This window comes from Thermomonospora curvata DSM 43183 (assembly GCF_000024385.1).
Lineage (GTDB): Bacteria > Actinomycetota > Actinomycetes > Streptosporangiales > Streptosporangiaceae > Thermomonospora > Thermomonospora curvata.
On the sequence record NC_013510.1, the window covers coordinates 2,369,979 to 2,383,543 of the forward strand.

A 13,565-nucleotide genomic window follows, 5' to 3' on the forward strand; every position below is an offset into this window, starting at 1 on the left:
GGACTGCCCGCCGGAGGCGGCCGGCCGGGCGGGAGGGCTGATCCGTGGCCTGCTACGTGCTGATCCCCGGTGCGGGGGGCCGATCCTGGTACTGGCACCGCGTCGTTCCCATGCTGCGGGCGCTGGGGCATGACGTGGTCGCCCCCGACCTGCCCGCCCGGGACGACTCCGCCGGGCTCGCCGAGTACACCGACGTCGTGGTGGAGGCCGTCGGCGACCGGCGGGACCTGATCGTGGTGGCCCACTCGATGGGCGGGTTCATCGCCCCCCTGGTCTGCACGCGGGTGCCCGTCGAGCTGATGGTGCTGGTGGCCGCCATGGTCCCCAGGGCGGGGGAGTCCGGCGGCCAGTGGTGGGCCCGCACCGGGCAGGAGCGCGCCATGCGGGAACTGGCCGAACGCCAAGGCCGCGTCCTCGGTGAGGAACTCGATCCGATGGATGTGTTCTTCCACGACGTGCCGCCGCAGGTGGCGGCCGAGGCGATGAAGGACGGTCTTGAGCAGTCCGCGACGCCGTTCCGGGAGCCCTGGCCCCTGGCGGCCTGGCCCCAGGTGCCCACCCGGTTCCTGCTGTGCCGCGACGACCGGCTTTTCCCGGCCGGCTTCCAGCGCAGGGTCGTCCGGGAGCGGCTGGGGATCGTCCCCGATGAGATGCCCGGCGGGCACATGCCCGCGCTGGCCCGTCCCGAGGAACTGGTGCGGCGGCTGGAGGCCTACCGCGCCGCATTGCCCGCCCGGCCCGGGCCCGCCTGACGGCCCGGGCGGAAAAACAGTTGCCCTCAACTTTGTTTGAGGTTTTACCGTCCAGGGCATGAGCGACGACATGCCCTCCCGGGCGGGGCGGCGGGAGTGGGCCGGTCTGGCCGTGCTGGTCCTGCCCACCCTGCTGATCAGCATCGACGTCAGCGTGCTGCATCTGGCCCAACCCGGGCTCAGCGCCGACCTGCGCCCCAGCAGTACGCAACTGCTGTGGATCAACGACGTCTACGGCTTCCTGATCGCCGGCTTCCTGATCACCATGGGGGCGCTGGGCGACCGGATCGGCCGCCGCCGGCTGCTGCTGATCGGCGGTGCCGCCTTCGGGCCGGCCTCGGCGCTGGCCGCCTACGCCCCCAACGCCGAACTGCTGATCGTGGCCCGGGCGGCGCTGGGCGTGGCCGGCGCCACGCTGATGCCCTCCACGCTGTCGCTGATCCGCAACATGTTCCGCGACCCGGCCCAGCGCACCCGCGCCATCAGCCTGTGGATGACGGGCTTCAGCGGCGGCATGGTGATCGGCCCGGTGGTCGGCGGGGTGCTGCTGGAGTACTTCTGGTGGGGCTCGGTCTTCCTGCTCGGCGTGCCGGTGATGGCGCTGCTGACACTGCTGGGGCCGCTGCTGCTGCCGGAGTCGCGCGACCCCGCCCCCGGACGCGTCGACCCGCCCAGCGTGCTGCTGTCGCTGACCGGAGTCATCGCGCTGGTCTACGGGCTCAAGGAGATCGCGGCCTACGGCCTCAGCCCGGCGCCGGCGGCGATCATGGCGGTGGGAGCGGTGCTGACGTGGGCGTTCGTGCGCCGGCAGCGCCGCCTCGAGGACCCGATGCTGGACCTTGGGCTGCTGGGCCGGCGCCGCTTCGGCGGCTCGCTGGGCCTGCTGACGCTGGTCATGCTGATCGGGCCCGGCCTTTCCCTGCTGACCGCCCAGTACCTGCAGCTGGTGCTGGGACTGAGCCCGCTGCAGGCGGGGCTGTGGACGCTGCCGCCGTCGATCGCGGTCATCGCCGGCTTCATGGCGGCGCCCCTGCTGGCCCGCCGCATCCGCCCCGGCCTGCTGATCGCGGCCGGGCTGGCGGTGAGCGCGCTGGGGCTGGCCCTGCTGACCGGCACCGGCACCCAGCGCGGCCTGATGCTGCTGGTGACCGGGATGACCCTGTTCGACCTGGGCTTTTCCCCGCTGGCGGTGCTGGGCACCGACATGATCGTCACCGCGGCGCCGCCGGAGCGGGCGGGCGCGGCCTCGGCGCTGTCGGAGACCTCCCAGGAATTCGGCGGCGCGCTCGGGCTGGCGGTCTTCGGCGGCATCGCCACCGTCGTCTACCGGCTGCGCATCGACCCGCCCGGCGGCGTCCCCGATCAGGCCGCCGACCAGGCCGCCGAGACACTGGGCGGCGCCACCGCGGTCGCCGGCGGCCTGGACGGCGATCTGGCGGCGGCCCTGCTGGAGGGCGCCCGCGCCGCCTTCACCGACGGCCTGCACGCCGCCGCCGCGGCGGCCGCGGTGCTGACCGCCGGCGCCGCCGCGCTGGCCGTGATCCTGCTGCGCCACGTGCCCCCGACCTCCGCTGTGCCGTCCCCGGACGAACCCGCGCAGGAGGCGCCGGCTCCCACGGCCGGGCTCACCGGCTAGAGCACGCGACGCGACCCATGGCCGGGAGCGGGGGCGCCGTCCCCGCTCCCGGCCATGGGACGTCCCGGCTCGAAAGCCACCGGGTCCTCCCCATGCACCCTCTCTGCTGCCGTTCGGGCAGAATGCCGGGCGGTGAACCTTTCCGTTACGCCGTCTTCGCAGTTCACAGGCGGACGTCACGGCGCCGGGGCGCCGCTGCGGCTCCCGTCCCCCCAGGCGCAGGGCCGCGGGCGGAAAGGCTCGGACGCAACGAGTCGGGAGGAAACCGTGGAGCTGTTCGACCTGTCCGGCAAGGTCGCCGTCGTCACCGGCGGGACCCGGGGCATCGGGCTGATGATGGCGCGCGGCCTGCTGCAGGCCGGGGCGCGCGTGCACATCAGCTCCCGCAAAGCCGACGCCTGCGCCCGGGCCGCTGAGGAGCTGTCGCAATACGGCCAGGTCAACGCCATCCCCGCCGACCTGTCCACCGAAGAGGAGTGCCTTCGGCTGGCCCGGGAGGTCGGCGAGGCCGAGCAGGCCGTGCACATCCTGATCAACAACGCCGGCGCCACCTGGGGCGCGCCGCTGGAGGAGTTCCCGGCCTTCGCCTGGGACAAGGTGCTCAACCTCAACCTCAAGGCGCCGTTCTTCCTCACCCGCGCCTTCCTGCCCATGCTGGAGGCCGCCGCCACCGCCGACGACCCGGCCCGCGTCATCAACGTCGGCAGCATCGACGGGCTGCACGTCCCCCTGCTGCCCACCTACTCCTACTCGGCCAGCAAGGCCGGGCTGCACCACATGACCCGGGTGCTGGCCCGCGAACTGGGGCCCCGCGGCATCACCGTCAACGCCGTGGCGCCCGGCCCGTTCGAGTCCAAGATGATGGCCGCCACGCTGGAGGCCTTCGGCAAGGAGATCGCCGCGGCGGCCCCGCTGCGGCGCATCGGGCGCCCCGACGACATGGCCGGGGTGGCGATCTACCTGTCCAGCCGGGCCGGCGCCTACGTCACCGGCGCGGTCATCCCCGTGGACGGCGGGCTCGGCACCACGGTCTGACCCGCCCGTTGATCGCCGGGGAGCGATCGAAATGTCGCTCGGGTGCGTTGATTGAGACCGGCGGGCGAAACTTCCCACCCGCGATCGTCCGATAGCGTCGACGATATGCGACTCGGCGTATTGGACGTGGGCTCGAACACGGTGCATCTGCTCGTGGTGGACGCGCACCGGGGCGCCCGGCCGTTGCCGGCCTACTCCCACAAGGAGGAGATGCAGCTGGCCGCCTACATCAGCGGCGGCCGGGTCACCGAGGAGGGCGAGCGGCGGCTGCTGGCCTTCGTCCGGGACGCCCTGCGGATCGCCGAGGACAAGGGCGTGCAGGAGCTGCTGGCCTTCGCCACCTCCGCGGTGCGCGAGGCCGACAACGGCGAAGAGGTGCTGGCCCGCATCAACGCCGAGACCGGCGTGGGAGTGCGGGTGCTGTCCGGCGAGGAGGAGGCCCGCCTGACCTTCCTGGCGGTCCGCCGCTGGTACGGCTGGTCGTCGGGGCGGCTGCTGGTGGTCGACATCGGCGGCGGCTCGCTGGAGATCGCCTCCGGCATCGACGAGGCCCCCGACGTGGCGATCTCGCTGCCGCTGGGGGCCGGCCGGCTGACCCGCGACATGCTCGGCGGCGACCCGCCGCGCCCGGGCCGGCTGCGCGAGCTGCGCCGCTACGTACGGGCCGAGATCGCCAGCCGGGTCGGCGAGGTGGCCCGCTATGGGCCGCCCGACCACGCGGTGGCCACCTCCAAGACCTTCCGGCAGCTGGCCCGCATCGCCGGGGCCGCCCCCTCGGCCGAAGGCCCCCTGGTCAAGCGGGTGCTGCGGCATGAGGACCTGATCCAGTGGAGCGAGAAGCTGGCGCGGATGACCTCCCGGGAACGCGCCGCGCTGCCCGGCGTCTCCGCGAACCGCGCCCCGCAGCTGCCCGCCGGGGCGGTGGTGGCGGACGCGGCCATGGACCTGTTCGGGCTGCCCGAACTGGAGATCTGCCCGTGGGCGCTGCGGGAGGGCGTGATCTTGCGCCGTCTGGACGCCATCACCGGCGACTCCGCTTGAAGATCCCGGCGAACCAAGGACGCGGCGGGCACATCTACCGATCAGACGACATTTCCGCTGTCATGTCAGATGAGGCTTGAAGCGATCTGAGCAGACGGCCGCGGCCGCCGGGCCCGCCCGTGCCGCGGGCCGGGTGATGGACGCGCGGGCTCTTGCGGGCCCGCAGGAGAGTGGAGCGACCTTGGACAGCCGGCACGGCAGAGCACGGGCGGCGGGTTCTCTGGGCCCCGGCGATCCGCGGCGGATCGGGGAGTACCCGCTGGAGGCCAAGCTCGGCGAGGGCGGCATGGGCGCGGTCTACCTGGGCCGCGGCCGGGACGGGCGGCCGGTGGCGGTGAAGGTGGTGCGTGCCGAGCTGGCCGGCGACCCGGCGTTCGCGGCCCGCTTCCGCGACGAGGTGGCCAACGCGCAGAAGGTCGCCTCCTTCTGCACCGCCCAGGTGCTCGGCCACGGCGCGGAGGGCGGGCGTCCCTACCTGGTCACCGAGTACATCGAAGGCCCCTCCCTGCAGGAGCACGTGGCCGAGCACGGCGCGCTGTCGCCCGGCCTGCTCAACGGTGTCGCGGTGGGCGTGGCCGCCGCGCTGGTGGCCATCCACTCCGCCGGGCTGGTGCACCGCGACCTCAAGCCCGGCAACGTGCTGCTGTCCATCTCCGGCCCCCGGGTGATCGACTTCGGCATCGCCCGGGCGCTGGATGCGGCCACCGGCCACACCCGGACCGGGCAGGTGGTCGGCAGCCCCGGCTGGATCGCCCCCGAGCAGATCCTCAACAAGCCCGTCACGGCGGCGGCCGACGTGTTCGCCTGGGGCTGCCTGGTGGCCTTCGCCGGCAGCGCCTATCACCCGTTCGGGGTGGGCGACTTCCAGCTCATGGCGGCCCGGGTGGTGCACGCCGAACCCGAGATCGGCCCGCTGCCCGAGCCGCTGGCGACCCTGGTGCGCCGGGCGCTGCAGAAAGACCCCGCGCTGCGCCCCACCGCGCGGGAGCTGCTGCTGTCCCTGACCGGAGGCGGCGGCGAGGCCGCCGCGACCACCGCGCTGAACCGGACGTGGACCGGGGGCCTGGCCGCGCCGGACGCACCCGCCGCGACCGTGGGCCCGCCGGCTCCTGGAAGCGGCCCCGCCCGTCCTGCCGAGCCGCCCGCACCGGTGGGCGCCCTCGCGCCCGCTGCGGGAACACAGCCGGCCCCTTCCGCCCCGGGGGAGCCGACGGCGGCCGTCCCCGAACCGCCGGCCGGGCCCGGCGGGAAGGGACGGCGCCGGCTGCGCAAGGGACTGCTGGCGGCCGTCGCCGGTGTCGTGGCCGTCGCCGCGGGCGCGGCCGTCGTGCTGCAGTCCTTGGGCGATGACCGGGGCCGGGGTGCCGCCGCCTCCGGCCCGCCGGCGGATGTGATGCTGGTCCGCATCGACCGGGCGGGCGGCTGGCCCCGGGAGTGCCACGCCGCCGTGGGGCTGCTGACCCCCGGCGCGCGGGCCGCCCGGCCGCTGCTGGAGGGAGAGGGCTGTGACGTCCTGCCGCAGTGGTCGCCGCGGCGGGACCGGATCGCCTTCACCCGCTGGAGCGGCGGCGCGACCTCGGAGGTGTGGGTGGTGAACCCCGACGGCGGCGGGGCCGAACGCAAAGCGGACGGCATCAACGGCCGCAGCCGGGTCGCCTGGTCGCCCGACGGCGCCTCCCTGGCGGCCATGACCAGGACCGGCGGGCGGGCGCAGCTGAGCGTGATCGACTTGAGCGACGGGAGCGTCGAGCAGCTCACCGACGACCGCAGCGTCAAAGACGACCCCACCTGGTCCCGGGACGGCAAGCTCGCCTTCTGGAGCAGACGGGACGGCTCCCAGCAGCTGTACTGGCTGGATCCGGCCGACCCGCAGCGCCGCTGGCGGCAGGTCACCACCCGCCGGGTCGCCCCCCACGGCGCCAACGACCCCATCTGGTCCCCCGACGGCCGGTGGCTGGCCTTCACCGTGATGAACGAAGCGGGCCACGGCCACGACATCGCGGTGATCCGCGCCGACGGCACCGGTTACCGCAGGCTCACCACCGGCCCCGCCCACGACATGGACCCCAGCTGGTCACCGGACGGCAAATGGCTGGCCTTCGTGCGCGGCCCGGTGGCCACCCCCCAGATCTGGGCCATGCCCGTGGACGCCGGCCAGGCACGGGCCCGTCCGGTCGGCCCGCTCGCCGTCGGCCACCCGGACTGGTCGTGACCTTGCGGGCTCAGCGCGGGGTGAGCTCCACCCAGATCTGGTCGGCCTGGCCGAGCAGGCGGCCGTCTTCGCCGTACAGCGCGGTGGCGGTGAAGAACTTGCGGCCCTCGCGGCGCAGCAGACGGCCCATGGCCACGCAGCGTTCACCGGCGGCGGGCAGGCCGGTGACCCGGGCGGTCATCGTGCCCAGCAGGGCGGGCCGCGCCATCAGGTCGGTGGTCCAGCCGCCGGGGCAGTCCAGCGCCGCCCACACCAGTTCGGGGCCGAACGGCAGCGACTCGTCGGGGATCCACGCCGCGGCCACCGTGTCCTCGGCGACCGGCCCGGGGGCCAGGCGCAGCCCGTCCGGCCTGCGGGGGCCGCAGGCGAAGCACATCCCGTAGGGGGTGTCGTTGCCCGCCCCGCGGTATCCGTCCGCGGCCGCCAGCGCTTTTTCATACGGCACCGCCGGGATCGGCGGGGTCTCGATGCGGCCGGGCCGCGCCTCGGCCACCGGCTGCTCGCCGTGATACAGCCGCAGCCATTCGCCGTCGCCGCGGACGCGCAGCGGCGTCTCCAGCGGCGGAGGGCTGCGCAGGATCACCGTGACGCCCTCGCCCACCGCCTGCGGTCCCCATCCGGCGGCCAGCCGGCCCGCCACATAACCGCCGTGGCCGGAGTCCGGCGGCCCGTTGAACCGGCGCGGGATGATCAGCTCCTCCATCGCCCTCAGCCTAGCCGCCCCATTTACCCAGGCAGGAAGCGGGGATGGCGGTGGAAGGCGGATCAGTCGCGTCCGCGGGGAAGCACGGCGACCGGGCAGGGGGAGGCGCGCAGCACCTTCAGGGCCATCTCGCCCAGGAAGACGCGGTGCACCGCGGAGTCCTCGCTGCTCGCGCAGATCAGCAGCTCGCCCTCCGCCCAGTCGGTGCGGGCCATCGCAGCGGCCACATCGTCGGCCTCGGCCAGCTCGGTCTGCACCGCGGCCGGCTCCAGGCCCCCCGCCTCGGCCGCCAGCGGGACGGCCAGGGCCAGGTCGTCGCGCAGCTGCCCGGGGTCGGCATCCCCCAGCGACAAGGTGAGCAGCCGCAGCGGGATCTGCAGCCGTGCGGCGGCCACGGCGGCCCGCTGGACCGCCTCATCGCACTGCGGGCGGCGCACGTAGGCGACGGTGAGCCGCTGCGGGCGCTCGGCCGGGGAGTAGCCGGCCGGGACGAGCAGCACCGCCTCGGAGGATGCGTGCAGCAGATGGTCGGCGGCGCTGCCGATGCCGATGTGACCGTGGGCGCCGCCGGCGGCCGAGCCGATGACGATCAGGTCGGCGCCGACCTTGCCGGCCAGCACCGACAGGCCGCGTCCCACGCCCCGGCTCTCCTGCACCGCATAGTCGGCCGGTTCCTCTCCCAGCAGGGCGGCGGCCTGTTCCAGCGTCGCGCCGGCCTCGGCGGCCGCCCCCGCCCGGCCGGGCGGGTACACCACGGCGACGGTCAGCCGCCCGCCGGTCAGCGCCGCGATGGCCCGGGCGTACTCCAGCGCCTCGCGTCCCCCGGGGTCGGGGGAGTAGCCGACCAGGACATGCGCTCCGATCACGCAGGGAGCATGCCCGGACTGGACGCGCTCACGCACCCGTCCCCGCGAGCGGCCCGTCCCGCCCGGCGGCCGGCGGAACCCGGATGTCCGGTGAACCTTTGCAACACGCCCTTTTCGCAGCTCGGGACGGGGCGTCGCCGCCGGGGAGGAGGCCGTGACCTGCGGTGGCACGGCACCGTGCGCCATCGGGGCTCCCGTCTCAGCCGCCGGAGAGCACGTGTTGAAAAAAGTTCAGCGGCATACGGCGCTTTTTCAGAGCCGTGACGTCCCGGTCAAGACGTAATGCCAGAGGAGTGAAGCGGTAATATTACTCAGATGAGCATAAATGGCTGAACTTGCTCGCTTGTGCGTGGCCGGCTGTTTACCATGTGCTGCAGGCGTGGTCGCCCTCCGCCGCACCGCCGTCAGCCGAAGGGCTCATCGATGGTCATGGCCAACTCCCCGCAGGTACCGGTCGAGACCGTCAACTTCCACCTCTGGCAGCCGTGCAACATGAGCTGCCTGTTTTGTTTCGCGACCTTCCGCGATGTGCGGCGGACGGTGCTGCCGCAGGGGCACCTGGACCGCCGGGACGCCGAGCGGGTGGTGCGGCTGCTGGCCGAGGCGGGATTTTCGAAGATCACCTTCGCCGGGGGAGAGCCGCTGCTGTGCCCCTGGCTGCCCGACCTGGTCGAGCTGGCCTGCGATCTGGGGGTGACCACGGCGCTGGTCACCAACGGCAGCCTGCTGGATGAGGCGATGCTGGACCGGCTGGCCGGGACGCTGGAGTGGATCACCGTCAGCATCGACAGCCTGCGCCCCCGGACGCTGCGGTCGCTGGGGCGCGCCACGGCGGGCCGGGTGATGGACGAGGCCGGCTATCTGGCGCTGTGCCGCCGGATCCGGCAGCGGGGATTCCGGCTGAAGGTGAACACGGTGGTGACCTCCCGCAATTGGCGGGAGGATCTGAGCGGCTTCATCGTCGCCGCGGGCCCGGAACGCTGGAAGGTCTTCCAAGTGCTTCCGGTGGAGGGCCAGAACTCGCGTAAGGTGGACCCGCTGCTGATAACCCCCGAACAGTTCGAATCCTTCATTTCCCGCCATCTCCATGTGGAGCTGGCGGGAATTGCGCTGATCCCCGAGGACAACGACGCCATGACCGGCAGTTACGCGATGGTCGACCCGGCCGGGCGGTTCTTTGACGCGGTGGAGCCGGGCGGGTACCGCTACAGCGAGCCGATCCTGCGGGTCGGCGTGCACCGCGCCCTCTCCCAGGTCACCGTGAGCCGGGCCAAGTTCCTGGCCCGCGGCGGCCTGTACGAGGCGAACCTCCGCCGGCGGCCCTCACCGGGGCGGCGGTACGCGGCGGCCGCCTCCCGGGCGGTGCGATGATCGACCTTCGCAAGCCCCAGGGGCGCCCGCAGCAGCGTCCGGACGTCGATACGGCCCGCGTCGACCTGCTGCTGCTGGACGCCTCCGGGGAGCACCTGGCGGTCCACGACGAGCAGGGCCGGCTGACCTGCCCGAGCCTGATCCTCGACCGGCCGGGCGGCCCCCACCACCGCGGCGAACTCGGCGCGCTGGTCCGTGAGCTGGCCCGGCGGCAGCTGGACCTGGACATCACCTACATCGGGCTGCTGGCCGCCGACGAGAGCGGCACCGCGGTGCGCCTGGTCGTCACCGCCGTGCTGCGGACGGTGCCGGACGGCTCCCGCCTGCGCCTGCTGCCGGTCGGTGAGGCCCGCGCCCGCCGCCGCGACCTGCAGCACGGCGAGCACCTGGAGACCGCCCGGCACTGGCATGAGGCCGTCCGCTGCGCCCCCGACCTGGGCCGCCGGATCGAGCGCTCGATGCGCACCGCGGTGGCCTTCCTGGCCCGGCACCGCGCCGAGGAGGCCGGCCACTGGGGCTGGGAGCAGTATCTGGGCACCGACACCCTGGGCACCCTGTCCACCGCCAACGGCGTCCTGACCTGCCTGCACGCCCGCGCCGGCGGCGAACTGGCGGAACGGGCGCTGCAGACCCTGCGCGCCCTGCAGAACGACGACGGCGGCTGGCAGATCCGGCGGGCGCTGATCGGCTCCGACAGCGACACCTCCATCACCGAGAGCACCTGCGCCTGCCTGTGGGCCTTCCACGAGGCCGGCCACCGGCCGGAAAGCGAGGAGGCGGTCCGGCGCGGGCTGGCCTGGCTGCGGGAGCGGCAGCGCCCCGACGGCGGCTGGGCCTCGGCCGACGTGCCCGGCCAGCAGTCGCTGGTCTTCGCCACCGCCTCGGCGGTGCGCATCCTCGCCCTGTACGGGGAGCGGGACGCCGTCGCCCGCGGCGTGCAGTGGCTGCGCGACGCCCAGTGCCCGGACGGCGGCTGGGGCGCCACCGCGCCCGCCGCCGATGAGACCGTCTCCTCCTCGCCCGCCTATGCCGCCGCCGCGCTGCTGGCGCTGCGCCAGGCGGGCGTGCCGGTCACCGACCATGTGATCACCACCGGCTGTGAGTACCTGCTGGGCGCCTTCAGCCCCGACCGGCCCGAACCGTGGGAGTCCACCTCCTTCACCTCGCTGGTGGACTCCCGGCGCTTCGCCCGCATGGACTTCCGGCACTTCGCCACCCCCTGGGTGCTGGCCGCCCTCTGCGAGTGCGGCTATGACCTCAGCCACCCGGTGGTGCTGACCGGCACGCTGCAGCTGCTGCGGCTGGAACGGCCCGGCGGCGGCTGGCGCTCCACGCTGACCGCCCCCGACATCACCCCCATCTGGGCGGTGCACGGCGCGGTCTACGCGCTGCGGACCGTCCTGGACTCCGGCGCCCGGAACCTGGCCCCCCTGGTCCTGTCCGCCCACCGCGACGCCGAACTGCGCACGCTGTCCTGGCTGTCGGGCGGGATGATCGGCCGCCGCGCGGCGGCCGAACGCCCCGGGCACGTGTGGCGCCGCAGGCTGACGACGGTGTGGCTGGCGCTGCTGACCGTCACCGTGGCGCTGCTGGTGCTGGGCCAGCTGGGGGTGCTGCGGGGTCTGCAGTCCGAATCCGGCCGTGACAAGGTGCTGGCCGGGGCGACCACACTTGTGGTCACAGTGGTGGGAGCACTGGCGCCGAGCATCATCGCCGAGGAATATCGAATAAGGCGGAGCCGGGCGCGGGCCGGCCGGGACAGGGAGGGCCTGGAATGAATCTGACCAAGGAGTTCCTCACCACCTGGACTGCCCAGCTCGCGGCGGCCGAGGAGGCCGCGCGGGCGGCGGGCGAGGCGATCCGCGGCCAGTTCGGGCAGCGCCTCATCAACGAGTACAAAGGCCCTCACGACGTCCAGCTGACCGCCGACGTCATCGCCCAGAAGGTGATCGTGGAGTCGCTGCGGGAGGCCTTCCCCCACTATGGGATCGTCGCCGAGGAGGGCGGGCACGGCACCTGGGAGGCCGAGGAGTTCCTGTGGGCGGTCGACCCGCTGGACGGCACCAACAACTTCGGCTACGGCATCGCCCACTGCGCGGTGGCCATCACCCTCTTCCACGGCGACGTCCCGGTGCTGGCCGTGATCGCCGACCCGGTCACCGACCGGTTCTTTTCCGCCACCGGCGACGGCCGCACCAGCCCGCCGGCGTCCCCCTGCTATGAGGTGCCGCTGCGCCGCGCGACGGTGTCCCTGGTCACCGGGTACGCCGAAGAAGGGCGCCGCTGGGGCCAGGGCTTCACCGGCTGGATGAGCCCGCGTTGCAAACGGCTGGTGAACCTGTGGGCGCCGGCGATGGACCTGGCCCTGGTCGCCTCCGGGGCGCTGGATGCGATGGTCTGCCGGGACGCCGCCCTGCTGGATGTGTGCGGCGGCATGTTCCTGGTGGAGTCCTTCGGCGGCCATGTGGTGGACTTCGACGGTGAGCCGCTGGGCGTGCGGCGTTCCATGCACCGGCATCCGGTGTCCTTCATCGCCGCCCGCGACCCCCATCTGGCGGCGGACCTGGTCGCCGCCGTCCGCGCCTACGACGCCGCCTCCTGAAGCAGGGGCCTCGTCCCTTCCGCGTCCCTTCCGCGCATTTCGGTGGCCTGCGGCCGGTTGACCGCCTCCCGCCCGGGTAGGGAAGTGCCGCAGCGGAGCGAGGAAGGGAGAGGCAGATGCCCGGCCGTGAGGAACTTCCCGCGACGGTACGGCGCTCCCCGCAAAAGGCCCAGCGGACTTGGGTCAAGGCCCACGACGCGGCCGTCGAGGAGTACGGCGAGGGCAGACGCGCCCACCAGACGGCCTTCAGCGCCCTCAAACGCGCCTTCGAGAAAGTCGGCGACCGGTGGCTGCCCAAGGGCGGCAAGAAGGGCGCCGGCAAGGTCAAAGGCCCCTCCGATGAACAGGCCGCCACTCCTCGTTCGCACCGGGCGCCCACCGCCGAGGGAGTGGACGCCAACGCCAGCAAACAGCACCTGTACGAGGTGGCCAAGAGCCTGGGCATCCACGGGCGTTCCAGGATGTCCAAGGACGAGCTCATCCAGGCGATCAAGAAGGAGAACCGGCGGCGCACCAGCCGGGCGCGCAAGACCTCCGACGCATAGGCCGCACGTCCCGCCCGCTCGGTGAGAGGCCGGCTCGCCGAGCCGTTTCGGCATGCGACGTCGGGCGCCGGTGACCGGGAGGACCTCGAGGGTTCCCGGCTCCGGCGCGCCCGTCGCAACCTGCGAAAACCGCGTGCCGAAAAGGCTCACCCCCGGCCGCTTGCCGCATCGGCCCGCGGGCAAGCGCGCCGGTGATCGTCCCTGCTGATGACGCAGATCCGCATCGGCCTTCCCTGCGGGTCGGTGCTCTCCCGGAACGGGGACATGCCGATCTTGGCGGTGACCCGGGCGGAGCCGAGATTGGCGGCCTGGTAGCGGGCCACCACGCTCTCGGCGCCGAGCCGGCAGAACGCCTCGCACAGCATCGCCGCGGCGGCCTCGGTGGCGATGCCCCGCCCCCAGACCCGCGGGTCCACCCACCAGCCGATCTCCAGCGCCGGCTCGGCGACCCCCTCCACCGGGGTGCCGAGCCGGATCAGCGACACCAGCCCCAGGAACGCCCGGTCCTGCCGGGACAGCACGGCCCGCCAGCCGAAGCCGTGCTCGGCCCAGTGCCGCAGCGCCCGCACATGCCGCCGCGCCGCGTACCCGGCCGTCCACACGCCGGTGCCGATATGGCGCATCACCCGTTCGTCGGCCGACAGCCGCACCAGTTCCGCGGCGTGGCGCTCGCGCCACGGCTCCAGAACCAGCCGGTCGGTGATCAGCTCCCGCACCCGGCCGAGGCTAGCGCCTGCGGGGACGTTCCGGCCGGAATCCGGGTTGACCTCAAGTGTGCTTGAGGTCGCACCCTGGTCGGGCG

Annotated in this window: 12 protein-coding genes; 9 read left to right on the forward strand and 3 right to left on the reverse strand. The window is 73.8% G+C overall.

Features of this window, described 5'->3' with window-relative positions; all coding sequences use genetic code 11:
• Positions 1–44: 44 nt before the first annotated feature.
• The 5 genes from TCUR_RS09905 to TCUR_RS09925 all read left to right on the forward strand — a co-directional run bounded on the left by TCUR_RS09905 (position 45) and on the right by TCUR_RS09925 (position 6,676).
• Positions 45–752: an alpha/beta fold hydrolase gene (locus TCUR_RS09905; RefSeq protein WP_012852360.1), complete on the forward strand. Its 708-nt coding sequence runs from the start codon at positions 45–47 to the stop codon at positions 750–752.
• 58 nt (positions 753–810) lie between these two features.
• Positions 811–2,388 carry an MFS transporter gene (locus TCUR_RS09910; protein WP_148232980.1) on the forward strand — a complete coding sequence of 526 codons (1,578 nt, stop codon included), beginning with the start codon at positions 811–813 and terminating at the stop codon, positions 2,386–2,388.
• Positions 2,389–2,655: 267 nt separating this feature from the next.
• Positions 2,656–3,423 carry an SDR family oxidoreductase gene (locus tag TCUR_RS09915; protein ID WP_012852362.1) on the forward strand — a complete coding sequence of 256 codons (768 nt, stop codon included), beginning with the start codon at positions 2,656–2,658 and terminating at the stop codon, positions 3,421–3,423.
• A 105-nt stretch (positions 3,424–3,528) separates the two neighbouring features.
• Positions 3,529–4,464, forward strand: coding sequence for a Ppx/GppA family phosphatase (locus tag TCUR_RS09920; protein WP_012852363.1), 936 nt, complete (start codon positions 3,529–3,531; stop codon positions 4,462–4,464).
• A 136-nt stretch (positions 4,465–4,600) separates the two neighbouring features.
• On the forward strand, positions 4,601–6,676 hold the full coding sequence (locus TCUR_RS09925; protein WP_083789990.1) for a protein kinase domain-containing protein: 2,076 nt from the start codon (positions 4,601–4,603) through the stop codon (positions 6,674–6,676).
• A gap of 10 nt (positions 6,677–6,686) precedes the next feature.
• Here the strand turns inward: TCUR_RS09925 and TCUR_RS09930 are convergent, their stop codons facing one another.
• Together TCUR_RS09930 and TCUR_RS09935 are read right to left on the reverse strand one after the other, a co-directional pair.
• Complete coding sequence (locus tag TCUR_RS09930) at positions 6,687–7,379, reverse strand: hypothetical protein (RefSeq protein WP_012852365.1); 693 nt, start codon at positions 7,377–7,379, stop codon at positions 6,687–6,689.
• Positions 7,380–7,441: 62 nt separating this feature from the next.
• Positions 7,442–8,245 carry a universal stress protein gene (locus TCUR_RS09935; protein ID WP_041439487.1) on the reverse strand — a complete coding sequence of 268 codons (804 nt, stop codon included), beginning with the start codon at positions 8,243–8,245 and terminating at the stop codon, positions 7,442–7,444.
• Positions 8,246–8,668: 423 nt separating this feature from the next.
• Between TCUR_RS09935 and TCUR_RS09940 the strand changes: the two genes are divergently transcribed.
• From TCUR_RS09940 to TCUR_RS09955, 4 genes are all read left to right on the forward strand, one after another.
• Positions 8,669–9,616 carry a viperin family antiviral radical SAM protein gene (locus tag TCUR_RS09940; RefSeq protein ID WP_012852367.1) on the forward strand — a complete coding sequence of 316 codons (948 nt, stop codon included), beginning with the start codon at positions 8,669–8,671 and terminating at the stop codon, positions 9,614–9,616.
• Positions 9,613–11,394, forward strand: coding sequence for a prenyltransferase/squalene oxidase repeat-containing protein (locus tag TCUR_RS09945; protein ID WP_012852368.1), 1,782 nt, complete (start codon positions 9,613–9,615; stop codon positions 11,392–11,394). Before TCUR_RS09940 ends, TCUR_RS09945 begins: the two co-directional genes overlap by 4 nt.
• Positions 11,391–12,218, forward strand: coding sequence for an inositol monophosphatase family protein (locus tag TCUR_RS24885; RefSeq protein WP_012852369.1), 828 nt, complete (start codon positions 11,391–11,393; stop codon positions 12,216–12,218). Before TCUR_RS09945 ends, TCUR_RS24885 begins: the two co-directional genes overlap by 4 nt.
• Positions 12,219–12,334: 116 nt before the next feature.
• Positions 12,335–12,763, forward strand: coding sequence for a ChaB family protein (locus tag TCUR_RS09955; protein WP_012852370.1), 429 nt, complete (start codon positions 12,335–12,337; stop codon positions 12,761–12,763).
• Between the two features lie 146 nt (positions 12,764–12,909).
• Here TCUR_RS09955 and TCUR_RS09960 read toward each other — a convergent pair whose 3' ends face one another.
• Positions 12,910–13,479 carry a GNAT family N-acetyltransferase gene (locus TCUR_RS09960; RefSeq protein ID WP_012852371.1) on the reverse strand — a complete coding sequence of 190 codons (570 nt, stop codon included), beginning with the start codon at positions 13,477–13,479 and terminating at the stop codon, positions 12,910–12,912.
• Positions 13,480–13,565: the final 86 nt, after the last annotated feature.

What these genes read in the sequence shown, in the direction of transcription:
- TCUR_RS09910 (WP_148232980.1), top strand. Translation starts at nt 811, where the DNA reads ATGAGCGACGACATGCCCTCCCGGGCGGGGCGGCGGGAGTGGGCCGGT.
- TCUR_RS09920 (WP_012852363.1), top strand. Translation starts at nt 3,529, where the DNA reads ATGCGACTCGGCGTATTGGACGTGGGCTCGAACACGGTGCATCTGCTC.
- TCUR_RS09925 (WP_083789990.1), top strand. Translation starts at nt 4,601, where the DNA reads ATGGACGCGCGGGCTCTTGCGGGCCCGCAGGAGAGTGGAGCGACCTTG.
- TCUR_RS09930 (WP_012852365.1), bottom strand. Translation starts at nt 7,379, where the DNA reads ATGGAGGAGCTGATCATCCCGCGCCGGTTCAACGGGCCGCCGGACTCC.
- TCUR_RS09940 (WP_012852367.1), top strand. Translation starts at nt 8,669, where the DNA reads ATGGTCATGGCCAACTCCCCGCAGGTACCGGTCGAGACCGTCAACTTC.
- TCUR_RS09945 (WP_012852368.1), top strand. Translation starts at nt 9,613, where the DNA reads ATGATCGACCTTCGCAAGCCCCAGGGGCGCCCGCAGCAGCGTCCGGAC.
- TCUR_RS24885 (WP_012852369.1), top strand. Translation starts at nt 11,391, where the DNA reads ATGAATCTGACCAAGGAGTTCCTCACCACCTGGACTGCCCAGCTCGCG.
- TCUR_RS09955 (WP_012852370.1), top strand. Translation starts at nt 12,335, where the DNA reads ATGCCCGGCCGTGAGGAACTTCCCGCGACGGTACGGCGCTCCCCGCAA.